This is a genomic window from Dactylosporangium maewongense (assembly GCF_039531485.1).
GTDB lineage: Bacteria > Actinomycetota > Actinomycetes > Mycobacteriales > Micromonosporaceae > Dactylosporangium > Dactylosporangium maewongense.
Genome location: NZ_BAAAQD010000001.1, coordinates 261,657 through 287,397 on the forward strand (window position 1 = coordinate 261,657; position 25,741 = coordinate 287,397).

The 25,741-nt window shown below is 72.0% G+C and carries 18 protein-coding genes and 2 pseudogenes; 14 read left to right on the plus strand and 6 right to left on the minus strand.

Annotation, left to right across the window (positions count from 1 at the left end):
- Positions 1-413: 413 nt before the first annotated feature.
- The 13 genes and pseudogenes from ABD332_RS01205 to ABD332_RS01255 all read left to right on the plus strand — a co-directional run bounded on the left by ABD332_RS01205 (position 414) and on the right by ABD332_RS01255 (position 20,167).
- Positions 414-7,484 carry a polymorphic toxin-type HINT domain-containing protein gene (locus ABD332_RS01205; RefSeq protein ID WP_344498534.1) on the plus strand — a complete coding sequence of 2,357 codons (7,071 nt, stop codon included), beginning with the start codon at positions 414-416 and terminating at the stop codon, positions 7,482-7,484.
- A 69-nt stretch (positions 7,485-7,553) separates the two neighbouring features.
- On the plus strand, positions 7,554-8,144 hold the full coding sequence (locus tag ABD332_RS01210) for a hypothetical protein (protein WP_344498536.1): 591 nt from the start codon (positions 7,554-7,556) through the stop codon (positions 8,142-8,144).
- Between the two features lie 290 nt (positions 8,145-8,434).
- Positions 8,435-8,962 (plus strand): SMI1/KNR4 family protein, encoded by a 528-nt coding sequence (locus tag ABD332_RS01215; protein ID WP_344498538.1) that lies wholly within the window; start codon positions 8,435-8,437, stop codon positions 8,960-8,962.
- Positions 8,963-9,394: 432 nt separating this feature from the next.
- Complete coding sequence (locus ABD332_RS01220; RefSeq protein WP_344498540.1) at positions 9,395-11,047, plus strand: hypothetical protein; 1,653 nt, start codon at positions 9,395-9,397, stop codon at positions 11,045-11,047.
- 62 nt (positions 11,048-11,109) lie between these two features.
- Entirely contained in the window at positions 11,110-12,084 is a 975-nt protein-coding gene (locus tag ABD332_RS01225; RefSeq protein ID WP_486303836.1) for a hypothetical protein, read from the plus strand.
- Positions 12,081-13,403 carry a hypothetical protein gene (locus ABD332_RS01230; RefSeq protein WP_344498542.1) on the plus strand — a complete coding sequence of 441 codons (1,323 nt, stop codon included), beginning with the start codon at positions 12,081-12,083 and terminating at the stop codon, positions 13,401-13,403. Before ABD332_RS01225 ends, ABD332_RS01230 begins: the two co-directional genes overlap by 4 nt.
- Entirely contained in the window at positions 13,390-14,757 is a 1,368-nt protein-coding gene (locus ABD332_RS01235) for a type 1 periplasmic-binding domain-containing protein (protein WP_344498544.1), read from the plus strand. The genes ABD332_RS01230 and ABD332_RS01235 overlap by 14 nt, the downstream gene beginning before the upstream one ends.
- A complete protein-coding gene (locus tag ABD332_RS01240; protein WP_344498546.1) occupies positions 14,744-15,475 on the plus strand; it encodes an ABC transporter ATP-binding protein in 732 nt (243 codons plus the stop codon). Before ABD332_RS01235 ends, ABD332_RS01240 begins: the two co-directional genes overlap by 14 nt.
- A pseudogene (locus tag ABD332_RS59990) lies at positions 15,472-17,211 on the plus strand (ABC transporter permease subunit); the annotation flags it as partial. The gene ABD332_RS01240 and the pseudogene ABD332_RS59990, both read left to right, overlap by 4 nt.
- Before the next feature lie 264 nt (positions 17,212-17,475).
- Positions 17,476-17,946 (plus strand): annotated as a pseudogene (locus tag ABD332_RS59995) (ATP-binding cassette domain-containing protein); the annotation flags it as partial.
- Between the two features lie 147 nt (positions 17,947-18,093).
- Positions 18,094-18,216 (plus strand): ABC transporter ATP-binding protein C-terminal domain-containing protein, encoded by a 123-nt coding sequence (locus tag ABD332_RS60000; protein WP_425552127.1) that lies wholly within the window; start codon positions 18,094-18,096, stop codon positions 18,214-18,216.
- Between the two features lie 11 nt (positions 18,217-18,227).
- The gene (locus ABD332_RS01250) at positions 18,228-18,845 is read left to right on the plus strand and encodes a neocarzinostatin apoprotein domain-containing protein (RefSeq protein WP_344498550.1); all 618 of its coding nucleotides are present in this window, start codon (positions 18,228-18,230) and stop codon (positions 18,843-18,845) included.
- A 5-nt stretch (positions 18,846-18,850) separates the two neighbouring features.
- Positions 18,851-20,167, plus strand: coding sequence for a hypothetical protein (locus ABD332_RS01255; RefSeq protein ID WP_344498552.1), 1,317 nt, complete (start codon positions 18,851-18,853; stop codon positions 20,165-20,167).
- 195 nt (positions 20,168-20,362) lie between these two features.
- Here the strand turns inward: ABD332_RS01255 and ABD332_RS01260 are convergent, their stop codons facing one another.
- The gene (locus tag ABD332_RS01260) at positions 20,363-20,881 is read right to left on the minus strand and encodes a hypothetical protein (protein WP_344498554.1); all 519 of its coding nucleotides are present in this window, start codon (positions 20,879-20,881) and stop codon (positions 20,363-20,365) included.
- Positions 20,882-20,970: 89 nt separating this feature from the next.
- Positions 20,971-21,999 (minus strand): AI-2E family transporter, encoded by a 1,029-nt coding sequence (locus ABD332_RS01265; RefSeq protein WP_344498556.1) that lies wholly within the window; start codon positions 21,997-21,999, stop codon positions 20,971-20,973.
- A gap of 179 nt (positions 22,000-22,178) precedes the next feature.
- Here ABD332_RS01265 and ABD332_RS01270 point away from each other — a divergent pair, with 179 nt between their 5' ends.
- The gene (locus ABD332_RS01270) at positions 22,179-23,357 is read left to right on the plus strand and encodes a glycosyltransferase (protein ID WP_344498558.1); all 1,179 of its coding nucleotides are present in this window, start codon (positions 22,179-22,181) and stop codon (positions 23,355-23,357) included.
- Positions 23,358-23,446: 89 nt separating this feature from the next.
- Here the strand turns inward: ABD332_RS01270 and ABD332_RS01275 are convergent, their stop codons facing one another.
- Genes ABD332_RS01275 through ABD332_RS01290 form a run of 4 tightly spaced genes read right to left on the minus strand, consistent with a single transcriptional unit; the run spans position 23,447 to position 25,617 of the window.
- Entirely contained in the window at positions 23,447-24,040 is a 594-nt protein-coding gene (locus ABD332_RS01275) for a hypothetical protein (RefSeq protein ID WP_344498560.1), read from the minus strand.
- Positions 24,030-24,377 (minus strand): YbaB/EbfC family nucleoid-associated protein, encoded by a 348-nt coding sequence (locus tag ABD332_RS01280; protein WP_344498562.1) that lies wholly within the window; start codon positions 24,375-24,377, stop codon positions 24,030-24,032. The genes ABD332_RS01275 and ABD332_RS01280 overlap by 11 nt, the downstream gene beginning before the upstream one ends.
- Positions 24,374-25,300, minus strand: coding sequence for a WXG100 family type VII secretion target (locus tag ABD332_RS01285; protein WP_344498564.1), 927 nt, complete (start codon positions 25,298-25,300; stop codon positions 24,374-24,376). Before ABD332_RS01285 ends, ABD332_RS01280 begins: the two co-directional genes overlap by 4 nt.
- Positions 25,300-25,617 carry a hypothetical protein gene (locus tag ABD332_RS01290; RefSeq protein ID WP_344498566.1) on the minus strand — a complete coding sequence of 106 codons (318 nt, stop codon included), beginning with the start codon at positions 25,615-25,617 and terminating at the stop codon, positions 25,300-25,302. The genes ABD332_RS01285 and ABD332_RS01290 overlap by 1 nt, the downstream gene beginning before the upstream one ends.
- Positions 25,618-25,741 lie beyond the last annotated feature (124 nt).

The following is a 25,741-nucleotide window of genomic DNA, read 5'->3' on the forward strand; positions in this document are numbered from 1 at the left end:
GTCTGATCACTGTTAGCCCCCGCGAAGTGAAAGTGAGCGAAACCTAGGGGGAGGCCAGTGGCCGTGTCAATCGATGCGCGCGATGTCGGCACGCCGTCGGAGGTATGTCCGGATTGGCGGTGAGTGCCGTCATGAACGCCTCATGATGCCTTGACTTCGGTGAATGCGACCCCTAAATTGCAGGCTGCTCGGGTATCGATCCCGGTGCGACTGCATGGGCCTAACGGGGAGGCTTTACATGTTCAGTGGTGGCTGCGCGCTGCGCAGAAGGCAGTGGCCGACATGATTCCGCAGATGGTCGGCGTACCGGCGTAGGCCGGCTGGATCCTTCTTCTTCATCTTCTGTTTCTTGACGATGTTCGGCTGCCGTCGTGTCTCGACGGTGGCCACTTACGCATTGCTGCGGAGGAATTGTGTCCTTGACCGGTGTCTTCGGGCCGCCCGGCCTGCCATTGCTGCCAGGCCGGTCCCGCCGGCTGTTCGGCCGCGTGACGCGTACGGTCGCCGCGTCGGCGATCCTGGCGCTCGCCGCCAACTGTCTGGTGGTGCCGCCGGTGCAGGCGGCGCCGAAGGTGACGAAGCCTGAGGCGGCGCAGCGGTTCAAGGATGTGCCGGGTGGCACGGTGGCGGTGAAGCAGCCGCAGCCGGGCACCGCGTCGGCGGCGGCGCGTCGCGCGACGGTCGGCTCGGTGCAGTGGCCGGCGGCCGCGACCGCGGACGTGAACATCGCCGCGGCGCGGTCACAGCTGCGGGCGTCCGGTAGCGCGTCGCCGGCGGAGACGTCGGTGTCGGTGCCTGGTGCGCCGCTGCGGGTGGTGGCCGGCGCGAAGGGGCCTGAGCAGGTCCGGGTGCAGACGCTGTCGCAGGACGAGGTCCGCGCGGCGGGTGTGCAGGGCGTGATGTTCCGGGTCGCGCGGACCGACGCGGCCGCGAGCACCGGCGTCGTGAAGCTGGAGGCCAGCTACGGCGCGTTCGAGTCGGCGTTCGGTGCGGACTGGTCGAGCCGGCTGCGGCTCCTGGTCATCCCGGAGTGCCACCAGACCCGCCCCGAGGACGCGGCGTGCCGGGCGGTGCCGGTGAAGTCGGACAACAACGTGAAGACCAAGACGGTGACCGGTGAGGTGACGCTGCCGGCGCCGGTGACGACCGCGGCGGCGTCGAAGCTGACGTCGGGCAACGTCATGGTGGCTCTCGCCGCGGGGCCGTCCGGCGGAGCTGGTGACTTCGGTGCGACAACCCTTGCCCCGTCGTCGACGTGGTCGCAGGGTGGCTCGGCCGGTGGCTTCTCGTGGTCGTACCCGATGCGGGTGCCCCCGGCGGTGGGTGGTCCCGGGCCGACGGTGGGTCTGAGCTACTCGTCGCAGTCGGTGGACGGCCGGCAGGCGGCCTCGAACAACCAGCCGGGCTGGATCGGTGAGGGCTTCTCCTACGACACGGGCTTCATCGAGCGCCGGTACGTCGGCTGCGCGGATGACAAGGCCGACGACAAGGGCAGCAAGGCGAACAACACCGAAGACACCGGAGACATGTGCTGGGCCACCGACAACGCGGTGATGTCGCTCAACGGCGGCGGCGGTGAGCTGCTGAAGGACGGCAGCGGTCTGTGGCACCCGGTCCAGGACGACGGGTCGCGGATCGAGAAGGTGATCGGCGGGGCCAACACCAACGGTGACGACAACGGTGAGTACTGGAAGGTCACCGCGGCGGACGGGACGAAGTACTTCTTCGGTCGGAACCGGTTGCCGGGTTGGACGGCGAACAAGGCGGAGACGAACTCGGTGCAGGCGGTGCCGGTCGCGGGCAACCACGCGACGGAGCCGTGCAAGGCATCCACGTTCGCGGCGTCGTTCTGCACCCAGGCGTACCGGTGGAACCTCGACTACATCGAGGACATCTACGGCAACACCGCATCGCTGTGGTACGCGCGGGACACGAACTACTACGCGAAGAACAAGCAGGAGAACTCGCCGGTCGTCTACCACCGCGACGCCTACCCCGTCCGGATCGACTACGGCACCGACAACCGCACCGTCGTCAACGGTGTGCGGACCGATTCGGCGTACACGGGGACAGCCGCGCCGGCGCAGGTGCACTTCGGTGTGTCGGACCGGTGCGTGACGGCGAACTGTGGCACCAAGGACAAGACGAACTGGCCGGACACGCCGTGGGACCAGAACTGCGCCTCGAGCGGGACGTGCTGGCAGTCGGCGCCGACGTTCTGGAGCAGCAAGCGGCTCACGAGCGTCACCACGAAGGTGCGGAAGGGCAGCGGATACCAGGACGTCGACCAGTGGAACCTGCGGCAGTCGTTCCCGGACCCCGGTGACGGCACCCGAGCCGGTCTGTGGCTGGAAGGCATCACCCACAAGGGGCTGAACGGCGCCACCATCACGCTGCCCGAGGTCACGTTCGAGGGCATCCAGCTGCCGAACCGCGTCGACGCGGTGTGGTCGGACTTCGCGCCGGCGATGAACTGGTGGCGCATCACGTCCATCCGCACCGAGGCGGGTGCGGAGATCGCCGTCGACTACAGCGACCCGGACTGCACCAACCCCGTCCGGCTGCCGAATTCGAATGCCCTGGACAGCAACACCCTGCGCTGCTACCCGGTGAAGTGGGTCCCGCAGGGGTACACCCAGCCGCGTACCGACTACTTCCACAAGTACGTGGTCGACTCGGTGCAGCAGATCGACCTGACTGCCGGTGGCAGCGCCACCAAGACGTTCTACGAGTACGAGAACCCCGAGAACCTGCCCCTGTGGCACTGGGACGGTGAGGACGGCCTCGTCCAGGCCAAGTACAAGACGTGGGGTCAATGGCGCGGGTATCCGTACGTCAAGACGAAGTTCGGGGAAGGCCCGAAGCAGCAGGTGCTGCGGGCGCAGTACTTCCGCGGCATGCACGGCGACAAGACCGCCTCCGGCACCAGAACGGTGAACGTCACCGGCCTGGAGGGTGGTCCGTTCCCGGACTACGAGCAGTTCGCGGGCATGGTTCGTGAGCAGCTCGTCTATCTGGACGGGGCGGTCAACGCCGGCACGGTGACGACCCCGTGGCGGTCGACGACCCCCGCCGCGAGCCGGACGATCAACGGCGTTGTCACCGAGTCCCGCTATACGGGCAGCGAGAAGACCGCGACCCGCGCGCTGATCAGCGGCGGGCAGTGGCGCCGCTTCGAGACGGTCACCGAGAACGACCAGCAGGGCGTCCCGCTGAAGATCAAGGATCTCGGCGACCCGGCGGACCCAGACGACGACAAGTGCACGGTGCACGAGTACCTGCCCAACACCGACCCGAACGTATGGGTGCTGCGCTCGGCGAAGCGGGTCCGGACCTGGGCCGGTGACTGCACCGCCGGCGGGCCGTCCGCCGCGGACCAGGTGATCTCGGACCTGCGGTACACGTACGACAACCTGGCCTACGGCGCGACGCCGACGACGGGTCTGGTCACGAAGATCGAGCGGATGAGCGCCTGGAACGGCGGCAACGTCCAGTTCCAGACGGTCGGCACGTACAAGCACGACCCGCACGGCCGCACCACGGAGTCGACCGACATCGCCGGCCGGCTGTCGAAGACCGACTACTCGCCGGCGACGGGCGGCCCGCTCGTCGGGATGACCACCACGAACCCCAAGCTGTGGACCACGACGGTCGTCATCGACCCGGCGCACGGCGAGGTGCTCAGCGAGTCCGACGTCAACAGCCGCGTCACCTCGGCGCAGTACGACGCGCTCGGCCGCCGCACCAAGGTGTGGAACGCCGACCGGCTCCAGGCCAGCAACCTGAACACGCCGAGCGTGGAATACCGGTACACGATCAGCAAGACCTCGGTGAACGCGGTCGAGACCCTCAGCCAGGACGCGAACGGCAACTACCAGTCGCTGTTCGAGCTGTACGACGGGCTGCTGCGACCGCGCCAGAAGCAGGCGAAGGCGGTCGGTGGGGGCAGGATCATCGCCGACACCAACTTCTACGACTCGTTCGGCCGGGTGTGGAAGAGCAACGCGGCCTACGACACGACCGGCACGGCCGGGCTCACCCTGCACCAGCCCGCCGACCTGGACGTGCCGGCGCAGAGCCGCATCGACTTCGACACGGCGGGCCGGCCGATCGAGGCCGCGCTGTACTCGGAGAACGTCTACAAGTGGAGCACGGTCACCAAGTACTACGGCGACTACACCACGGTCACCCCGCCGCTCGGCGGGACGGCCGGCGCCACGTTCACCGACAGCCGCGGGCAGACGACCAAGCTGCGGCAGTACCACGGCGGCACCCCGACCGGCACCTACGACGAGATCTCCTACAGCTACAACAAGACCGGGCAGGTCGAGAAGATCACCGACGCCTCCGGCAACGTGTGGTCGTACGAGTTCGACGAGCTGGGTCGCACGAAGAAGTCCACGGACCCGGACCGGGGCGCCACCGAGTACACGTACAACACCTCGGACCAGCTGGTGCAGGTGAAGGACGCCGAGAACCGGGTTCTGGCGTACACCTACGACGACCTCGACCGGCCCACCTCGATCCGTGACGGCAGCGAGACCGGGCCGCTGCGCGTGCAGACGGTGTACGACCTGCCGGCGAAGGGCCTGACGAAGTCGGTGTCCCGGTTCGTCGGCACGAACGAGTACAAGACAGAGCTGGTCACCGCTGACGCGCTGTACCGGCCGACGCAGACCAGGGTCACCCTTCCGCAGAGCGAGGGCGTCCTCGGCACCTCGTTCGCCGTGCGGAACACGTACAAGGTCAACGGCGACCTGAACACCGTCACGTTCCCGGCCGCCGGCAACCTCGCCGGGGAGACGCTGACGTACGAGTACGACAGCACGTACGGTCTGCCGAAGGCGTTGACCACGAACTACGGCGACGTGACCCACTACGTCACCGACGCCACCTACACGGAGTTCGGCGAGTCGAGCTCGGTGATCCGTTCGACGGCGCTGACGGGTGCGCCGTTCGTGCAGAGCAAGACCGAGTACGACGACGTCACGCACCAGGTGAAGCGGCAGGCGGTCCTCAAGTCGGTCGGCTCCGCGTACGTCGCGGACGCGGAGTACAAGTACGACCCCGCCGGCAACCTGATCAAGATCGACGACAACCCGCTCAACGGCCAGCGGGACACGCAGTGCTTCGAGTACGACCACGCCCGCCGGTTGAAGCAGGCGTGGACGCCGCAGAGCGGTGACTGCTCGACCTCGCCCGCGTCGACGACGATGGGTGGCCCGGCGCCGTACTGGCAGGAGTGGGACTTCGGCGCCGCCGCCGACCCCAAAGGGCGCACCGGTTCCAGGCTGAAGGAGATCGACCACCTCACCCCGACCGGGCTGCAGACCACCGACTACACCTACCCCAACCAGGGCGTCGCCGGGACGCAGCCGCACCTGTTGAAGGGTTCCACGCTCAAGAACTCAACCGGGCAGGTCCTCAAGACCTCGACGTACGAGTACGACAAGACCGGTAACACGACGTCGCGGCCCGGCCCGAACGGGCAGCAGAACCTGCAGTGGGACGCCGAGGGGCGCCTCACCTCGGTGACCGACCCGACCGGCACCACGTCCTACGTCTACGACGGCGCCGGCAACCGGCTGCTCGCCAAGGACAGCACCGGCGCCACGCTCTACGTCGGCAACATGGAGATCAAGCTCACCGGCGCCTCGACGCTGACGACGACCCGCTTCTACTCGTTCAACGGTCAGGTCGTGGGGCAGCGGACCGGCAGCGGCATCGCCTGGCTCTGCGGCGACCAGCAGGGCACGGGCAATGTCGCGATCAGCGGCGACGCGGCCCAGACCGTGACCCGCCGCCGCCAGACCCCGTACGGCGAGGCCCGTGGCGCGGCGGTGTCGTGGCCGAACAAGAAGGGCTTCGTCGGCGGCACTGCGGACCCCACCGGCCTGGTCCACCTCGGTGCCCGCGAGTACGACCCGAACACGGGCAGGTTCATCTCCCTCGACCCGCTCGTCGACTTCAACGATCCGCAGCAGATGCACGGCTACGCGTACGCGAGCAACAACCCGACCACGCTCTCGGACCCGAGCGGACTGAAGGGCGTCGGCGACTTCTTCAAGGGCTTCCTGAGCGGCCTCTGGAACAGCCTCAAGTTCTGGGAAGCGTTCTTCGGCATCCTCAAGATGCTCAGGGACCCGAAGGGAGCGTGGAACGGCCTCAAGGGCGAGGCGAAGAAGTGGGAGAAGAAGACCGGCAACTTCGTCATGGGCTGGGCCTGCGCGATCAGCGGCATCTGCGACCAGATCGCCTCGTGCGTCGGCGGCGACGCCACCGCCTACGACTGCGGCGTGACCATCGGCGAGCTCGCCGGCGAGATGCTGATCACCGCCTTGTCCGGCGGCGCGGGGTTGAGCGCCCGCGGCGCCGCCCTCGCCAAGAAGCTCGCCGAGAAGTTCAACGTCAAGATCCCCGGCATCGACACCGGACCGTCACACAACCGCGACGGTAACGGCAACGGCAACAGTTCGGACGGCGACGGGTCGTCGAGCGGCGACTCGGGCAACTCCGGTGACACCACCAAGTCCGGCGACAAGACCGGCGACGGTGGCGACGGGAACAACTCCGGCGGGGACGGCAAGTCCGGCGACCAGAACTCGGGCGGCGACGGCGACAGCTGCAAGCACAGCTTCGATCCGGAGACCAGGGTCCTGATGGCCGACGGCACCGTCAAGGCCATCAAGGACATCCAGGTCGGCGACGAGGTCCTCGCGACCGATCCGGAGACCGGAGAGACGCGCGCCCAGGTCGTCGAGGCGCTGCACCGCAACCTCGACGCGGAGTTCGCCACCCTCGACGTGGTGGACGGCGAGGGCGGCAAGGCCACCCTGCAGACGACCGCCAACCACCCGTTCTGGAACGAATCCCACGAGCGGTGGGAGCACGCGGGGGAGCTGGCGTCCGGCGATCTGCTGGTCGCGCCCGACGGCTCGACGGCCACGGTCAGCGCGTCCGTGGTGTGGACCGGCGCGAAGTACATGCACGACCTCACCGTCGCCCGGATGCACACGTACTACGTGCTCGCCGGTGCGTCCCCGGTGCTCGTGCACAACTGCCCCAAGGACGAGGACAACGACAACTACGCGGCCGACGACCCCTACTCGCCGAAGAACGTCAAGGCCCGGAGTGACCAGTGGAAGGGGCACTTCAAGCAGAACCGGTCGTACTTCCAGGTGCCGCCCGCCATCCATGAGATCGTCCGGCGCATCATGACCGACCCGACGTACCCGCAGCGCCGCAACCCCAACCAGACCCGGGACAACTTCGGCGGGCACAATCTGCCGGCGGGGCACTTCGGGCGTGGTTTCGGCGGTGAACCGATCTACGATCTCGGGGACGGCAGCCAGTTCCGGGTGGTCAGGCGCCGGTCCGACGGGGCGCTCGCCTGGGTCGGCCTCGATCAGCACGGCGTGCACGACTATTCGAAGGTCTATCAGTATCCGTGGGCGACGGCACCTGTGGTGACGTCCGTTCCGTAAGGTGGTTGACCGGCGTGGGGTGCGCGGACCGCATCCCACGCCGGTCCCGCGCAGGACGACGATCGGAGCATGGGGATGCGCGACCTGAGCACGGAGTTCGGTCGTGCCGGCCTGGAGTTCATCACCGTCGCCGACCCTGGGCACCCCTACATCCCGCCCGCGGTCGCCGCCGCGGCGACGAACGCCTCCGAGTTTCCGGGCCGGCGCTGGTTCGAGATCCCGGACGACGCGCCGGACCTGGTCGAGCGGGGCAACGCCGCCTGGCACGAGATGTGCTGCGGCCACGGCCTCTTCACGCCCGAGGACCGGCGGTTCCTCGTCGCCGTCGACCTGAGCGAGGACAGCGCCTACGGCACGCGCTGGTGGGCCGAGGTGGCGCTGACCGACGACTGGGATGTCGTCGGCGAAGGCTCGGCGGGCATCCTCGGCCTCGGCCGCGGCCGGCCGGTCTTCGTCATGCTGTCGCGTGACGGCGACGTGGCCGTGCGCGGCGACCTGTGGCAGAGGTCCATCGGCGGGGTCCTCGTGCCCGACGTACAGCGGATGCAGCGGTCCCGGCAGGCCACGGGCTGGATCCTCGACGACCCGAGGTCCAGCCCGGCCGACCTGCGGGCGGTCCGGCGCTGGCTGGATCACCTCGCCGGCCTCCCGGACCGGTAGCCCAGACAGCACCGTCGTCGCCGCGTGCGGCGATCCCGAAACGGCCGGGACCCGCGACCGTCGTGGCTGTCGCACCAGGTGACGGTGCCGGGAGGCTCGGTGAGAGTCAGCGGGCGCTGGTAGTTGGAGTCGTCGACGACCTGCCGCGGCGCGTCCTCGTCGTAGTCCTCCATGGCCCACTCACCGAGTTCCGGCGCACCACCCCCAACGCCTCCAGATTCACGATCGAGATGTTTGCCTGGGCGATCGATGTTGAATTCGGCCATCACTTCTGGAGGGGGTAGCCGGCCATGGACGACATTGCGGGGTGGAAGGCGGCGGTCCGACGCGAAATCGCTGCGTTGTCCGCCGACTTCGAACAACGCTTCGGTTACCCGTTCGACGAAGGCGGCAATTACGTCGCGGAGCCCGAACCGTCGACGGTCGATGCTGAGTTCAGCGCGACGCTTCCGTCGTCATTGCGGGACTTCTACGCAGAGATCGGCGAAGTTTGCCTGATCGACTTCGGGAACGGGTATCGGATCTACCCAGTCACCAGGATCGCTGTTCCTGGTGACTGGGCGCTGCCGACGCTGGTGCGTCCAGCGGAAGTCGGGCACGTTGTCACATTCGGATCAACCGGGGGTGGGCAGCAATACAGCATGGCTCGGGAGACCGGTCAGATCTTCTATCTGCCGCCGGGCCTCGTCGAGGACGGAATCCATTCCAGCAGCTTCGAGCAGCCACGCCTGGTGGCGTCCGATCTGCAAGGCTTCCTGCGGCGACTTCTCGTCGCCGTGAGGGCGTTCGTAGCGACTGGCGATCCGGTGGACGTCTGACCATCGGTCGTTGTGCGAGTCGGTGCTGCCGGGGGTGTACCTCCGGCAGCACCGTGCTGTCGGCGCACTGCTGGACCGCGGGCATCGACATCGACGATGTGATGCCGCACCCTGCGTGAGGACCGCCGCCATCCAGCGCAAGGCCCGGTGGATCCCAGGGCGCCGGGTCGCGGTGCAGTTGCCGGTCGCCTGCGTGAGCCCATGCGGACGCGCTGTCGCGTGGGTGGTGCCGATCCCAAAAGCGCCGCTCCCCGTGCCGTCGTCCCGCATCGTGGGACGCGAACAGCGGCTGTCCGGACGGTTGACAACGAGGGTTCGGGCTGCGTTTATTTACGTTACCACCGATGAAACATCGTTCCACTCTGCGAAACGGGGACTGAAGGCGGTGGGGCAGTCGCCGGAGCAAACACCAGAGAGGAAGCAGGCGATTCGATGAAGAATCCCTCCAAGGTGGTGGCGGCTGGGGCACTGGGCCTCACCGCTGCCATCGCGCTCGGCGGCGCGCCTGCCGGAGCGTACGGGCCTGCGGCGAACTCGCTCGGCTGTCGGCTGTACTTCAGCGACGCCGGCACGGGCAGCTCGCCGACGACGTGGAACGACACGTTCGGGCTCACCCAGACGCCGGCCACGCCGTCGCCCGGGCAGACCGTCACCGTCACCTTCACGGCGGTCGCCGGGCCGAACAACGGTCCGGTCCCGCTGAACGCGGGTGACGTGCCTGTCGTCATCAAGTTGGCGCTCGGCGGCTCCCAGTCGGGGACCGTCACGCTCAACATGGCCACCTACCCGACCGCCCCGGCGGCCGCGGGTGCGCCGCTCGGCTCCATCACCGCGACCGGCACGTACGTCGCCGGCACGGCCGGGGCCGCCTCGCTCACCGTCACGCAGGCCGTGTTCAACAACGCGACCGCCAAGACGTACTGCTCTGGCCCGGGCGACCGGGACCACAAAGCCGCCCCGGCGGCGAGCACGATCGTCGAGAACTACAGCGTGTTCGGCGGCGGCACCAGCATCACCTCGGTCACCGGGCAGAGCGTCACGAGCGCTGCGCGGGCGGGAAACACCATCAACTTCTCCGTGACCGGGCTGGCTCCAAGCGCGACCCTGAGCGCGTCGCTGAAGAACGCGGGCGGCGGTGGCACCGCTGAAGGCAGCGGCGCCGGCACCACCGACGCCACGGGTGCGGGCACCGGGACGCTCGTCGTCCCCGCCGGCGCCACGACCGGGGCGCGGACGCTGTCGGTGTCCGACGGCACCAACACCGTCACCACGCCGATCACGATCCTCGGCGCACCGGCCATCTCCATCACCCCCGGTGGTGGCGGCGCGGGCACGGCGGTCGCGGTGACCGGCACCAACTGGAACCCGGGCAGCACCGTCTCCATCCGGGGCTACAAGGCCGGGGCGCCCCCGCCGCCGCCCACCGCCGACGCGGCGGTCACGGCGACGGCGAGCGCGACCGGCGCGATCACGGGCTCGTTCACGGTGAACGACCCGACCACCGCCTACATCGGCGCGTCGTCGGGCACCGGGCCGGGCACCCTGTTCGCGGTCGCCACCTGGACGGCCTCGGCCGACTCCTGCGTGGCGAAGGCCGGCCTGGCCACCACGGGCTCCTGCAACCTCACCTACAACCTGTCCCAGACGGTCACGGCGGGCAACCTCGCGATGTCCCGCACCACCGGCTCGGGCAACGTCACGTTGAGCGGCGTCACGCTCAACGGCACCGTCCAGCACGGCACCGGCGCGCTCGCGCCGATCACCGTGACGGACTACCGGGGCAGCACCTTCGGCTGGAGCCTGGTCGGTGCGGTCACCGACTTCACCGGTACGCCGGGCGGCAGCATCGCGAAGGCGAACCTCACCTGGATCCCGACGTGTGTGGCCGCCGCCGGCAGTACCAACGCGGTGACGGCGACGGCGGGCTCCGCGGGTGCGGTCGACGGCTCGACCCTGTGCTCGGCCCCGGCCGACGCGGCCGGCACGGGTGGCGGCTTCGACGCGGGCGCCGCGCTCGACCTGCAGATCCCGGCCAACCAGCTGGCCGGCAGCTACACCGCGACGCTCACGATCACGCTGAGCTAGCAGCCGAGGTGGGGGTCCTGCCGGGCCCCCACCTCCAAGCGGGAGGACAGACGTTGCGTTCCTTGACAAGCGTGCTCGCGGTCGTGCTCGCGGTCGCCCTCGTCGGCGCGCCCGCGCACGCCGCGGACAACGGTGAGTGGTCGGTGAACCCGACGCCGCCCGCGCAGCCGGGCCCGGCGCCGCGCCTGTACTTCTTCCTCGAGTCGCCGCCCGGCACCTCCGTGCAGGACTCGGTCCGGGTGACGAACCTCGCCGACCAGCCGCGCACGTTCCGCCTGTACGGCGCCGACGCGTACAACACCCCCCGCGACGGCGGGTTCGGCCTGCGTACCCAGGACGCCGCCGGAGTCGACATCGGCGCCTGGACCCAGGTCGGCGCCGCGACCGTGACGGTGCCGGCGAAGTCGCAGGCGGACGTCCCCTTCGTCATCACCGTGCCCACCAACGCGACCCCCGGCGACCACGTCGGCGGGGTCGTCGCCATGGAGGAGCAGCCGGGCGCGACCACGAAGCAGAACGGCGTCGACGTCACCGTCCGCCGCGCCGTGGCCGCCCGCGTGTACCTGCGCGTCAGCGGGCCGACCGTCCCCGGCCTGCGGGTCGACCACGTGACGACGAAGCACGGGACCCCGTGGCTGCCGTCCACCGTCGACGGTTCCTACACGTACGACGTGGTCAACACCGGCAACCTGCACCTGCCGCCGAAGCTGGAGGTGCGCGTCACCGGGCTGTTCGGCCACCGCATCGCCCAGCACGGCAGCGCGCCGCAGATCGACCTGCTGCCCGGCGCGCGGACCCGGCTCGGTGGCACGTTCAGCGGCGTGTGGCCGTTCGACGTCGTCACCACCTCGGTGACCGTGACCGCCGACGGCGGCGTCTCCGCGCGGTCGCAGGACACGACGGTGGTCGTGTCGTGGCCGACCCTCGCGGTCGTCGTCGCCGGTCTGGTGCTGCTCGTCTGGTACCGCCGGCGCCGCGCCGCCGCGGTGACCGCCAAGCCCCGCAGGCGACTGCCCGAACCGGTGACGGTGCGATGAGGCGGACCCTCACCGTCCTCCGTGGACCGCGGCCGGCGGCGCCTCGGGCCGTCGCCGTCCTGTGTGGACCGCCGCGGACGGTGCCGCCGGCGGCGGCGCGGGCCGTCGCCGTCCTCTGTGGACTGCTGCTGGCGGTGCTGCCGGCCGCGCCGGCGCGCGCCGACGGCATGACCGCGAGCGCCGCCGCACCGTCGGCGAAACCGGGCGCGACGCTGCGGATCACCGGCGCCGGCTGGCCCGCCGGGCAGCTGCTGCAGCTCGTCACCTGCGGCGAGCTCGCCATGACCGGCTCCGGCGCCTGCGACATGCGCGCGGCGGTCGCGACCCCGGCCCGGGCCGACGGCACGTTCGGCGTCGACATCCGTGTCGGCGACCCACCCCGCCCGTGCCCGTGCGTCGTGCACGTCGCGCTCGTCGGCACCGGCGCCAGCGGGCACGTCGACGTGCCCCTCGACATCCCCGGCCACGCGACCGGCCCGGCGCCGACCGCGGCGAGCACCATCGCCCGCCTCGACGTGGTGCGGATCCGGCTCACCGGCCGGCCGTCGTGGACGGAGTGGTTCGGCGCCCGCGCGGAGCGCACCCTCGTCTACGAGGTCCGCAACCCGGGCGCGCAGAGCCTGCGGGAGCTGCCGCTCAACGTCCGCGTCGGCAAGGGCGGCGGCGACCCGGCGGAGGCGCCGCGCTCCGGCGAGATCCGCCCCGGCGAGACCCGCGAATACCGGGTGCCGGTGACGATCCCGTTCGCGGCGTTCGGCCGGTACCAGGTCCGCGCCGACATCGCCGGGCTGGGCGCCGCGTCGGTCGGCTACGACGCGTACCCGTGGGGGCTGCTGGCGCTCAACGTGTTCGGCGTCGCGCTCATCGTCCTCGGCGTCCACCGCCGCCTGAAGGCCCGGCGGCACCGCGACACCCTCGTGCCGCAGAGCGCCGACCCGTTGCTGTTGCCGCCGCTGGTACGGGTGCCCGCGCTCGGCGCGGTGCTCGTGTTCGACGACGCCCCCGGCGCGAACCGGCTCCGCCGCAAGGCCCGGGCCCAGATCAGCGCCGCGACCCTGCGCGAGCTGATCGGCGAGCCGGACGGCGACGGCGGCACCGCGATCGTCGACCTGGCGGCTCTCGACACCGTCCTCGCGGGCGGCCGCCCGGCATCCGACGTGCCGGAGGCCGGCGGGAGCGCGGCCGTCGTCGACCTCGGCGAGCTGGACGCCTACCTCGCCGGCCACGCGGACGCCGACGACTGGCGGGCCGCACTGCAGCGTCCATCCCGGAAGGGCCGGCCCGGCCGGCGGAAGAGGAGCCCTGATGTGGGTGCGTGAGCGGGTGCACGACTGGTCCCTCGCGCTGCGCGCCGGCGCCGCCGCGGTCGCCGCCGTGGTGGCGTTCGCCGGCTGCTCCTCGGTGATGCCGGGGGCACTGGACGGCGGTGGCGCCACCGGCGATCAGCCGGTGACCGGGGCCGGGCCGGGCGTGACCGCGGACAGCGTCAAGGTCGTGTTCGTCGGCGTCGACCTCAAGGCCACCGCGAGCGTCACCGGCTTCAAGACCGCGGACGCCGGCGACCCGGCCCGCCAGGTCAAGGCCCTCGAGACGTGGGTCAACGCCAACGGCGGCGTGGCCGGGCGCAAGATGGTCGCCGTCTACCGCAACTACGAGGCCGCCGACGACTCACCGGCCGCCGAGGAGCGGCTGTGCAACCAGGTCACCCAGGACGACAAGGCGTTCGCGGTCGTGCTCACCGGCCAGTTCCAGAGCAACGCCCGCCCCTGCTACGCGTCTCGCCGCACGCTCGTGCTCGACGCCACCCTCGTCGCCAACGACCAGACCACGTTCACGAAGCTCGCACCGTACCTGTGGTCCGCCAGCTACCCGGACTACGACGAGTTCGTGCGGGCGTTCCTCGGCAGCCTCGAACAGCAGCAGTACTTCGCCGGCAAGACCAAGGCCGGCGTCGTCGCCGCCGACACGCCCACCAACCGCAGCGCGTACGAGCGCCTCGCCGTACCGGAGCTGAAACGGCTGAACGTCACACCGGCGGTCGCGTGGATCGACACCACCGACCTCGGCACCCTGAACGCCGGGCTCAACCAGGCCGCCGTCGACTTCCGCGCCAAGGGGGTCGACCGCGTGTTCTTCCTCGGCGGCGCCCGGATGGCGTCGTTCTTCCTCACGGTCGCCGCCGCGCAGAGCTTCACCGCCCGCTACGCGCTGTCCAGCTTCGACAACCCGAGCTTCCTGGTGAACAACCCGGCGACGATCCCGAAGGAGGGCCTCGAGGGCGCCGTCGGCATCGGCTTCAACCCGAGCCAGGACGTCCCCGACAGCGCGTACCCGTTCCCCGGCACCGACGCCGAACGCGCCTGCCTGAAGGTGTACGAGGCCGACGGGCAGAAGTTCGCGACCCGCGAGAACGCCCGCGTCGCGTTCCCCTACTGCGACGCGGCGCTGCTGCTGCAGGCCGGCGCCCGCGACCTCGGCGCCGACCTCAACGCGGCCGCGTGGTCGAAGGCCACCCGCGCGCTCGGCACCGGGTTCAGCCCCGCGACCGGGTTCGCCGGGCTGCTCGGCCCCGGCCGGTTCTCGGCCGCGAACGGCTACCGGCCCCTCGCCTACGACGGCGGCTGCGGCTGCTTCGCCTACCAGGGCGAGGAGGTGCCCTTTGCGGCCCGCTGACGCGCTGTCCTGCGCCGCCGTCGACGCCTCCTACGGGCCCGTGCAGGTGCTGTACGGCGTGAACGTCCGCGTCGCCGCCGGCGAGATGGTCGGCGTCTGCGGCCCGAACGGCGTCGGCAAGACCACGCTCGTGCGGGTCCTCGCCGGCCTGCAGCGCCCCGGCGCCGGCGGCCGGGTGCTGCTGGAAGGGCGCGACATCACCGGCGTGCCGGCCGCCCGCCGGGTCCGGCTGGGACTGTCCACGGTGGTCGGTCAGCAGGCGTTCGGGTCGCTGACGGTGGAGGAGAACCTCCGCATGTACGGCTACACGGTCAGCCGCCGCGACGGCCGCCTGCGCAAGGCGGTCGACGGCGCCTTCGCCGTCTTCCCGCGCCTGTACGAGCGGCGCGACCAGCCGGCGTCCACATTGTCCGGTGGCGAGCGGCAGATGCTCGTGCTCGCCAAGACGCTCATCCAGCGGCCCCGGGTGCTGCTCATCGACGAGTTCTCCCTCGGCCTCGCCCCGGTCGTCGTCGGCGGTCTCCTGGAGATGGTGCGCCGGCTGAACCGGCTCGGCACCGCGCTGCTCGTGGTGGAGCAGTCCGTCAACGTCGCGCTGTCCCTCGTGGACCGCGCGTACTTCATGGAGAAGGGCACGATCGTCGCCGAACACACCTCCGCCGACCTCGCCGACCGGCCCGACCTCGTGCAGTCCCTCATGCTCGGCGGTCATGCATGAGCCTCTGGGGGTACGACTTCGGGCCTGACCGCATCCTGCTGGGGTTGTTCACCGGCCTCACGTACGCGCTGCTCGCCGTCGGCCTGGTGCTGACCTACCGGTCGAGCAGGTTCGTCAACTTCGCGCACGGCTCCATCGGCGTCTTCGGCGCCGCGGTGCTCGGCCGGCTCGTCGCCGGTGAAGGGATGCCGTACTGGGTCGCGTTCCCGGCCGCGATGGTGGTCGCCGCGGGCGTCGCCGCCGGGGTCGAGGCGGGCGTGGTCCGGCGGCTGCGGCACCGGTCCCGGGTCATCGGCATGATCGCCACCCTCGGGCTCTCGCAGTTCATCCTCGTCGTGTCGCTGCTGGTGAACCGGCAGGGCGTCAGCGGCGCCACCTTCCCCCGGCCGCCGGGCCTGCCGTCGTTCACCGTCGGGCGGACCCCGGTCGGGCCGGCGTTCACCGCCATGCTGATCCTCACCCCGATCCTGCTCGCGGGGCTCGCCCTGTTCCTGAAGCGGTCCCGGCACGGCCTCGCCATCCGCGCCGCCGCCGACCAGCCGTCCGCGGCGCTGCTCGACGGCGTCGCCGCGCCGCGGATGGCCACCGTCGCGTGGGCGATCGCAGGCGGGATCGCGGCGTTCTCCGCCATCCTCGTCACACCCACCCAGGGCGCCCAGTCCATCGACACGCTCGGCCCCGACCTGCTGCTGAAGGGCCTCGCCGGCGCCGTCATCGCCCGGCTGTCGTCGATCCCGGTCGCGTTCGCGGCGTCGCTGGGCATCGGCGTCCTCGAACAGATCCTGCTGTCCGGGTCCGCCGGCACCGGCATCGTCCAGGTGGTGCTCGGCGCGACCGTCCTCATCGCGCTGCTGCGCCAGCCGAGGCTCGGCCGCCGCGACGCCGACGACGGCGGCTGGGCCCGCTCCGGCGCCGCGATCCTGACCGGTCCGTGGCCGGTGCGGCACCTCGGCCGGCTCGTCGCCGCCGCCGGGTTCCTGGTCGCCGCGGCCCTGGCGTACCTCGTGGACAACCAGACCGCGTCGGCGCTGACGACCGTCGCCGGGTTCACGCTCGTGGCGCTGTCGGTCCTCGTCGTCACCGGCGTCGCGGGCGAGCTGTCCCTCGGCCAGTTCGCGTTCGCCGGCATCGGCGGCGCCGTGTCCGTGCGGGTCGGCGCCGACACCGGCAACTTCTTCGTCGGCGTCGTCGCCGGCTGCGCCGCGGCCGCCCTCGCCGCGGCCGCCGTCGGGGTGCCCGCGCTGCGCCTGCGGGGGCTCGCGCTCGCGGTCACCACCCTCGCGTTCGCCCTCGCCACCAGCGCCTACCTGCTGCGCCGCGACTGGCTGCTCGGCTCCGGCGTCAGCACCCCGAAGCCGCGCTGGGCCGGCTACACCCTCGAGGTCGCCAAGGACTACTACCTCTTCGCGCTGCTCATGCTCGGCCTCGGGATCTGGCTGACGGCGAACCTGCGCCGCGGCGCGTTCGGGCGGCTGCTCACCGCGCTGCGCGACAACGAGGAGGCCGCGCGGGCCCTGACCGTCTCCGCGCCGCTGCGCAAGCTCCAGGCCTACGCGGTCGCCGGCGCGCTCGCCGGGCTCGGCGGCGCCGTCATCGGCCACGGCCAGACGCAGCTCACCGTCAACAGCTTCCCGGCGAGCGCGAGCGTGGACGTCGTCGCCGTCACGGTCGTCGGCGGCATCGGCCTGCTGGGCGGGCCGCTGCTCGGGGCGCTGTTCATCGTCGGCATCCCGTCCTTCGTGGACCTCGGCATCCCCGGGCAGGCGGCGCTCACCCTCGCGTGGCTGCTCGTCGTCGTGCTGCTGCCACAAGGTCTCGGAGGTCTGCTGGTACGGGCCCGCGACCGGCTTGCCGCACGGTGGTCCGAGCCCGCGAAACCCGCGGCGAAGCCGGAGCAGGTCGCCGGCCCGGCGCTGCCGGCGCGCACCGTGCCGTTGCGCACACCGGTGGACGGGGAGCGGCTGCTCGTGGTGCGGGGCGTCACGAAGGCGTTCGGCGGGGTGACGGCGGTCAACGGCGTACACCTGGACGTCGCCGACGGGGAGGTCCTCGGCATCATCGGGCCCAACGGCGCCGGCAAGACCACGCTGTTCGAGATCCTCGCCGGGTTCGTCCGGCCCGACGCCGGCAGCGTGACCTTCGCGGGCGGCGACGTCACCCGCGCCACCCCCGAGCACCGCGCGAAGCTCGGCCTCGTCCGGTCGTTCCAGGACGCCCGGCTCTTCAGCACGATGACCGTCCTGGAGACCGTGATGACGGCGGGGGAGCGGACCGCGCCGAGCCACCTGCTCACCTCCGCGCTCGGCGGTCCGGTCGCCGAGCGGCGCAAGGCCGCGCGGGCCGCCGAGCTGGTCGACCTCATGGGACTGTCCACGGTGGCCGGTTCGCTGGTCGGGAACCTGTCGACCGGCACCCGCCGGATGGTCGAGATCACCTGCCTGCTCGCGCTCGAACCGGCGTTGCTGCTGCTCGACGAGCCGTCCTCGGGCGTCTCCCAGGCCGACGGCGCGGCGCTCGGCGACCTGCTGCTGCGCGTGCACCGCGAGCTCGGCACCACGCTGCTCGTCATCGAGCACGACCTGCCCCTGCTGTCCCGCCTCGCCACCCGGATGGTGGCGATGGAGGGCGGCCGGATCATCGCCGACGGCACCCCGGACGACGTCCGCGCGCACCCCGCCGTCGTGCGCTCCTACCTCGGCACCGACCTCGCGGCCGTCAACCGGTCCGGCGCAACCCACTGAGGAGACCTTCGATGCAACGACGGATCGCATCCCTGGCGGTGCTGGTCACCGCGGCGCTCGCCGCTGTCGTCCCGCTCGGCGCGGCGCCCGCGTGGGCCGCGCCGACGCTCACCGTCAGCAAGACCACCGGCCTGACCGACGGGGTGTCGGTGACCGTCGGCGGCAGCGGCTTCACCGCCAACCTCAAGCAGATCGCCGTCGGGCAGTGCATCGAGGAGGTGAAGGGCCCCACCGACTGCAACCTCGCGGGCGGCTCCCAGTTCGTCAACGCCGACGCGTCCGGCAAGATCCCCACGGTCACGCTGAAGCTGGCGCAGAAGTTCGGCACGTTCGACTGCACCAAGCGCACCTGCGTGATCGCCGCGCAGATCCTGCCGTCCGGCGGCAACGCGGGCGAGATCGCCGCCAACAAGGCCTCGGTGAAGCTGACGTTCGGCGCCGCCGCCCAGCCGACCACCCAGGCCGCCGCCGCGGCCACGACCGAGGCGACGGCACTGCCGAAGACCGGCCCCGGCGACGAGCCGTTCGTCGTCGTCCTGGCCGGGTCGGCGCTGCTCACGCTCGGCGTCGGGCTCCTCGTCGTGCTCCCGGCCCGCCGGCGTCGCGCGCACACCGCGGAAGGGGTGTGAGCGACATGCGCCGCATCGCGATGGCCGCCGCGGCACTCGCCGTGGCGGGCGCCGGCCTCGCCGTCGTCACCGGGACGGCCGCCGCGGCGCCGGTGGACGCGTCGCTGGGGTGCCGGCTGTACTTCAGCGACGCCGGGACCGGCACGTCGCCGACCACGTGGGCGGACACGTTCACGCTCAGCCAGTCCCCGGCGAGCCCGGCGGCCGGCCAGACCGTGACGGTGACCCTCGCCGCGGTCGCCGGCGTGACCAACGGCCCGGTGCCGCTCAACGCCGGCGACGTGCCCGTGCGGGTCACCGTCGCCCTCGGCGGCGCGCAGACCGGGACCGTCACCCTCGACCAGGCCGCCTACCCGGCGGCGGCGAAGGCGGCCGGGGTGCCGCTCGGCCCGATCAGCGCCACCGGCACGTACACGGCGGCGGCGGCCGGCACGGTGACGCTGGTGGTGCGGCAGGTCGCGTTCGCCAACACCACCGCGACCACGTACTGCTCGGCGAGCGGCGACCGCGACCACAAGGCGGCGCCGGTCGACACGCCGGTCACCGCGTCCGCCGTCGTCACCCCCGGCCCGTCCGGCTCGGCGTCGCCGTCGGCTTCGGCGTCACCCTCCGCCTCCGCGTCACCCTCCGCCTCGGCGTCCGCTTCGGCCTCCGCGAGCCCGAGCGCGTCGACGTCGAGCACGGAGGCGGCCACCCCCGCGGAGACGTTCGGGCCCGCGTCGGTGACGATGAAGTGCAAGACGCTCAGCACGATCCGCGACTGGACCGCCACCCACACGCTCACCATGTCACCGGCGAACCCGGGCTACGGCGCCAACGTCACCGTCACGTACACCTTCGACAACGGCGGCAAGAACGGCCCGGCGCCGATCGCCGCCGGTGACCTCAAACCGACCGCCACCGTGAAGCTCAGCGGCGCCCAGTCCGGCACGGTGAAGCTCACCGGCCCGGCCTACGGCTCGATCGCGGCGCAGGCGACCGTGCCCGGCGCCACCCTCACGGGGCAGTTCGTCGCCAGTACGCCCGGCGTCGTCACCCTCACGGTCGCGGACATCCTGTTCGACCACCCGCAGGTCGACACGGAGTGCAACAAGGGCAGCGACCCGGTGACGTCGCCGGCGGACACCACGATCGTCGCGAGGTTCACCGTGAAGTCGACGCCGGCGACCCCGTCGGAGGTCACCGGGGAGGCGCTGCCGAAGACCGGCGACGGCGGGATCCTGCCGGTGATCCTGCTGTGGGGCACGGCGCTGCTGCTTACCGGGGTGGGCGCGCTCGTCGTGCTCCCCAGACGGGCCCGCCGCAGGATCGTCCTCGAATAGGTAGGTGCTCCCGATGTCCGAGGGGCCGCCGCCGGCGAGGCTTGACGCATCGCCCCGGCGCCCCGCCGGAGCACCAGCCAAGGAGCACACAGTGCAACGCTTTCTCATCGAACGCCAGATCGAGGGCGCCGCGTCGGCCGCACCAGCCGCCGCGCCGTCATGGCCCAGGCGGAGGCGCTGAAGCTGTCCTGAGGGTCAGCTGGGCCGCGGAGCGGGGCCGAGACCCGCGCTCGCGGGTGGCGGGCAGGCGTCGGCGCACCGCAGGTAGCCGGTCGTCATGTTGCCCTGGTCGCCGACGTAGAAGAAGACCAGGTAGACCTGGCCGTCGCCGGGTCGCAGCGCGCTCAGCTCGGCACCGCCGACGCCGAGGTCCGCCCCGGTGCGTTCCTCGATGATCAGCCTGACGGAGGCGTGCGGCCCCGCCGTCGCCGCCGGCTGGTAGGCGAGGACGTACCGGCCGGACGCGTCGATCGGCTCGGCGGCCGCGCCGGACGGGGACCTGTGGAACAGGCCCGGCGGCAGGTTCAGTGCGGTGAATGTGCCGTCCGCGCCGAACGTGATGAACCGGTCGGTGCCCGCGTGCCAGGTGCCGGCGATGGTCTCGGCGGTCATGTCGACCGGATCCCCCGGATCCTGCAGCGCCTCGCCGATGCCGCAGGCGGCACCGACCACCAGCGCCATCAGGAGCGCCGCGGAGACCGACCCTCGTCGCAACGCGCCTCCCCGCCGTGGCACTCAGCACTCAGCCGATGCCGGCGAGCGTAGTGCCTCCGGCGACCGTTCGTGGGCCCGGCGGGCGGTGGTCACGGTGGTCGGGCCTCCACGTGGGCGTCCGGGGGCGGGCGCAGCATCGCCCGCCAGGAGACGGCGATGGCGGCCACGGGCGGGGCGAGCAGCACGCCGACGAGCCCGGCGAGCGCGCCGCCGAGGACCGTGACCGCCAGGATCACGACCGGGTGCAGGTCGAGGGCGCGGCCGAAGACGTACGGGCGCAGCACACCCTCCAGGACGTTCTGTGTCACCAGCACGATCACCAGCATCCACGCGGCCGCCTGCACGCCGCCGGCGCCGAGGGCGACGACGACCGCGAACACCGCCGACACCCACGCGCCGAGATAGGGCACGTACGCGGCGACGAACGTGACCAGCGCGATCATCCCGATGAGGGGCAGGCCGAGCGCGACCGCGCCGAGGGTGATGACGGCCGCGTCCATGGCCGCGACGACGGTGGTGCCGAGGACGTACTGGCGCAGCCGCAGCGCGGCGCTGTCCAGCATCTGGCGGGTCAGGCCGGGCCGCAGCGGCAGCGTGCGGTCGAGGTGGTCGACGAGCGCCGGACCGTCCTTGAACGTGTAGTACAGCAGGAACGCGCCCAGCAGCACGCCGACCGCGGCCTGGGCGAGCAGCGCGGCCGTGTTGAGCAGCGCCGAACCCGCGCCGAGCAGCGCCTCGCGCCACTGCTTGGAGCGCAGCAGCGCGTCGAGGGGATCGCTGCCGAGCGCCGAGCGCAGGTGGGCGCCGGCGCTGTCGGCGACCTCGGCCCAGCCCTCGCCGGCGTTGGCGATCGTGCGCCACATCAGGGCACCGAAGAGCACGAGCAGCGCCGGCACCAGCAGCGCACCGGTGAGCGCGGCGGCGGTCGCCGGGACCCCGCGGCTGCGGAGCCGGGCGATGAGCGGTTGCAGGGCCGCGGCGATGGTCACGGTGATGAGGACCGGTGCGAGGACCGCAAGGATGACGCCGACGCCGACGATCAGGGCGGCGGCGCCCACGACGGCGCCGGTGACCAGCCAGCCGGACCGTCCCAGCCGTGTCAGCCATATGGGCGGCATGCGGCTCTACTGCCCGGGCGGGCCGAAGAAACGCCATTGCCGGAGGATGACACCACGGGTGTCTCCTCCCCATTGGAACGTAGAACACGCACGGGGTCTTGCGGCAAGACCCGGGTGCTGCCGCAGAATTCGTGGCCGCGGCGCCGGACGGCGCGCGGCCACGGGAGAAGGAGAAGACCATGCGTGTGCTGGTGTCGTCGGCAGGGACGCGCGGCGACGTGCAACCGGTGCTGGCCCTGGCCCTCGAGGTCCGCCGGCTCGGGCACGACGCCCGCCTGTGCGTGCCGCCCAACTTCGTGGAGTGGGTCGCGGGTCACGGGTTCGACGCGGTGCCGATGGGCGTGGAGATGCGCAGGCCCGCGCCGGGGCAGCCGCCCGCGCCGGTGCCGGACCTGATCACCGACCAGTTCGACACGCTCGCCGCCGCCGTCAAGGGCTGCGACGCCGTCCTCGGTGCCAACGCGCACCAGTACGCGGCCCGCTCCGTCGCCGAACGCGCCGGCCTGCCGTACGTGACCGCCGTCTACGCGCCGGTGGCACTGCCCTCACCGGAGCTCGCGCCGCCACCCTCGCCGGGTGAGACGTGGGAGCCGGGGCGGCCCGGGGACAACGAGCGCCGGTGGGCCGCCACCACGGCCGCCTGGAACGCCCGGGCCCTGGAACGGGTCAACCACAACCGGGCCCGGCTCGGGCTCGCGGAGATCGGCGACGTCCTGCGGCACAACGTGACCGACCGGCCGTGGCTCGCCGCCGACGCCACCCTCGGCCCGGCGCCCGCCGGTCTGGACGTCGTGCAGACCGGGGCGTGGCTGCTGCGGGACCCGGCGCCGCTGCCGGCGGAGCTCGCGGCGTTTCTCGACGCCGGCGACCCGCCGGTGTACGTGGGCTTCGGTAGCATGCCGCTGCCGCCCGACACCAGCCGTGCCGTGGTCGAGGCGGCGCGGGCCAACGGCCGGCGGGTCGTGCTCGCGCGGGGCTGGGCGGACCTCGCCCCCGTCGACGACGGGCCGGACTGCGTCAGCGTCGGCGACGTCAACCAGCAGGCGCTGTTCGCGCGGGTGGCGGTGGCCGTGCACCACGGCGGGGCGGGCACCACCGTCGCCGCCGCCCGCGCAGGGGTGCCGCAGGTGGTGGTGCCGATGTTCAGCGACCAGTTCTACTGGGCCTCCCGGGTGGTCGCGCTCGGCGTCGGGACCTCGGCGTCGCTCGCCGGCCTGCACGCGGGCACCCTGAACGCGGCGCTGCACGAGGCGCTCCTGCCCGGCGTCGAGGCCACGGCGGGCGCGACCGCCTGGGACGTCACCACCGACGGCGCCACCGCCGCGGCCCGGCTGCTGGTGGCGGCCGTCAGCGGGTGAGTGCCGCCACGAGCAGCTGCGCGGCCGTCAGTGGTTGAGGGCGGCCACGAGCAGCTGGGCGCAGCCGTTCGGCGGTTGAGGGCGCGCCGTCAGCGGGTGAGGGCGGCCACGACGGGGGCGGCCTTGCGGCGGCCCATGGTGAGCAGGCCGGCGAACGACGCCCACGAGCCGTCGGTGAACTCGACCGTCAGCCGGGACGGGTTCAGGCGGTGCCAACCGACCCGGGCGGACCGCACTCCGGCGCGCGGCACGTCCCACACCGGGCGCAGCCGCTCGGTGGCCGGCCTGGTGTGGTACTTCGGCTCGTCGATGAAGTGGGCCTGGTCGAGCGGCTCGTACAGGCGCAGGCGGGCGTCGGTGACCACCAGCAGCAGCGGGCCGCCGGTGCCCAGGGTCGCCGCGTGGCAGGCGGCGGCGGTGGACGTCGCCGCCCCGGCCGCGGACCGGCCGAACACCAGCCACCAGAAGAACCCCTGGCCCGGCTTCGGCGGGGACAGGATCGCGCCGGCGACGGCGCCCGCGGCGGACCCCGCCGTCACCGGACTGTCGTCGCCGTCCGGTGGCAGCGGCGGGCCGAGCCCCAGCGGCGCCTTCGCCACGACCGCGGCGAGCACCCGCTCCCCGGGCGCCAGCTCGGCGAGCGCCTCGGCGTAGGCCTCGGCGGGCGACGGGTCAGTGTTCATCCTGGTACCGCCGCTGGTCACCCGCGCGGGAGACCGGGTCGAGCAGCGCCTTCACCGCTTCCTTCGACAGCTCGGCGGCGTTGTCCTGGGCGCGCTTGACGGCCTGCAGGACGTCGGCCGCGAGGTCCTGCGAGCCGAAGCGCATCGCCCGCGGGTCGAGCTGGATGTCGGTGACGGCCCCGTCGGTGGTGGCCTTCACGAGGACCAGGCCGGAGTCGCTGACCCCTTCCGCGGTCTGGCCGGCGAGCGCGCCGAGGCGGTCGCCGAGGTCCCGGCTCATCGCGTCCAGGCCCTGCACGAGGGCCTCCAGCCGGTCGAGGGACGGGTACTCGGTCATATGCCCACCAGATCGATCAGGTCCTGGACCGGCTTCACGTATCGGCCGGTCACGTCCTTGTACGTGCCGTCGTGCACGTAGTTGCGGTCCTTCTTGCCGTCCTGCAGGTCGTTGTACCCGACGACGCCGTCGAGCACCGTGCCGCCGAGCCCCGGGATGTTGATCGGCGACGCCGCGTTGATCGCCAGCTTCCCTGGCAGCGACACGAGGAACTTCTCCACCTGGAAGTTCAGGCCGGCTCTGGAGTACAGCGCCTTCTTCCACGGGGAGAACTGCCGCTTCATGGCGAACAGCTTCTTCATCTTCGCCGCGTACTTCATCAGCAGCTCCGCCACCTTGCCGATGCGGGTGGCGAGACGGCCGAGGACGACGGCGAAGCGGCCGATCACCTTCCACATGCGGCCGAGGGTCGCGGCGAGCCGGGCGATGGCCCGCACCGCGAACGCGACGGCGCTCGCGCCGAACGACACGGCGGCCGCGACCGCGGCGATGATGAGCTCGGCGAGGTACCACAGGATGAACTCGAAGATGATCTCGCACAGGAGGTTGAACGCCTCGACGCTCGCGTTCGCCGCCTCGACGAGGATCTGCGCCATCTGGTCGAAGCCGTCGGCGAGATCCTTGACCGCGTCGATGAAGTCGTCCATCGCGGTGCCGAAGGAGTCGCTGGCCGGCCCGCGCCAGTGCGGCTTCAGCAGCGCCACGTTCTGCCGGTGCTGCTCGGCGGCGTCGCGGACCTGGTCGCCGGTCGTCGCCGCCTGCCGGGCCGCCGCCATCAGGTCGTCGGGCTCGCCGGCGACCAGCTCCAGCAGCTGCTCGAACGGCCACAGCACCGCCTGCGTCAGGCCCTTGAACGGCTCGGGGCACCAGGCGACGAGCTGCTCGAAGTAGGTCTTGTTGCGCTCCAGCGCGACGGCGCTCATCAGGCCTCCCGCGGCTTGAAGAGGTCCAGGTTCGCCACCTCGTTGGCCTCGTACGCGTCGCGCTCGTCGGCGACGCCGCCGGCGATCTCCTCGAACGCCTCGTAACCGTCGGACAGGCCGGTCCGGCACGCCTCGGCGACCTGCTGGTAGATGTCCCACAGCTGGAACGACGCCGGCAGCAGCCCGAACGACATCCGGCCGACCTCGGTGCCGGCGCCGCTGGCGCGCATCGTCTCGAACCGGTCCGCGACGCCGTGCGTCCTGCCCACGAACGCGGTCATCTCGGCCGGGTCGACGTAGCTGTCCTGTCCCGCCATCCGGTCCCCCCAGTCCCCGTCGGAATGCGGCCGAGGGTATCAATCCCGCCCGCCGCCGGATCACAGGGTGGTGTTTCCTCGATGCTTCGACCAAGATGGATGCCGTTGCCGGCGCCGCACCGTT

What these genes read in the sequence shown, in the direction of transcription:
- ABD332_RS01290 (WP_344498566.1), bottom strand. Translation starts at nt 25,617, where the DNA reads ATGGCGGGACAGGACAGCTACGTCGACCCGGCCGAGATGACCGCGTTC.
- ABD332_RS01280 (WP_344498562.1), bottom strand. Translation starts at nt 24,377, where the DNA reads ATGACCGAGTACCCGTCCCTCGACCGGCTGGAGGCCCTCGTGCAGGGC.
- ABD332_RS01255 (WP_344498552.1), top strand. Translation starts at nt 18,851, where the DNA reads ATGCGCCGCATCGCGATGGCCGCCGCGGCACTCGCCGTGGCGGGCGCC.
- ABD332_RS01270 (WP_344498558.1), top strand. Translation starts at nt 22,179, where the DNA reads ATGCGTGTGCTGGTGTCGTCGGCAGGGACGCGCGGCGACGTGCAACCG.
- ABD332_RS01250 (WP_344498550.1), top strand. Translation starts at nt 18,228, where the DNA reads ATGCAACGACGGATCGCATCCCTGGCGGTGCTGGTCACCGCGGCGCTC.
- ABD332_RS01210 (WP_344498536.1), top strand. Translation starts at nt 7,554, where the DNA reads ATGGGGATGCGCGACCTGAGCACGGAGTTCGGTCGTGCCGGCCTGGAG.
- ABD332_RS60000 (WP_425552127.1), top strand. Translation starts at nt 18,094, where the DNA reads ATGGAGGGCGGCCGGATCATCGCCGACGGCACCCCGGACGACGTCCGC.
- ABD332_RS01220 (WP_344498540.1), top strand. Translation starts at nt 9,395, where the DNA reads ATGAAGAATCCCTCCAAGGTGGTGGCGGCTGGGGCACTGGGCCTCACC.
- ABD332_RS01235 (WP_344498544.1), top strand. Translation starts at nt 13,390, where the DNA reads ATGTGGGTGCGTGAGCGGGTGCACGACTGGTCCCTCGCGCTGCGCGCC.
- ABD332_RS01265 (WP_344498556.1), bottom strand. Translation starts at nt 21,999, where the DNA reads ATGCCGCCCATATGGCTGACACGGCTGGGACGGTCCGGCTGGCTGGTC.
- ABD332_RS01215 (WP_344498538.1), top strand. Translation starts at nt 8,435, where the DNA reads ATGGACGACATTGCGGGGTGGAAGGCGGCGGTCCGACGCGAAATCGCT.
- ABD332_RS01230 (WP_344498542.1), top strand. Translation starts at nt 12,081, where the DNA reads ATGAGGCGGACCCTCACCGTCCTCCGTGGACCGCGGCCGGCGGCGCCT.
- ABD332_RS01275 (WP_344498560.1), bottom strand. Translation starts at nt 24,040, where the DNA reads ATGAACACTGACCCGTCGCCCGCCGAGGCCTACGCCGAGGCGCTCGCC.
- ABD332_RS01285 (WP_344498564.1), bottom strand. Translation starts at nt 25,300, where the DNA reads ATGAGCGCCGTCGCGCTGGAGCGCAACAAGACCTACTTCGAGCAGCTC.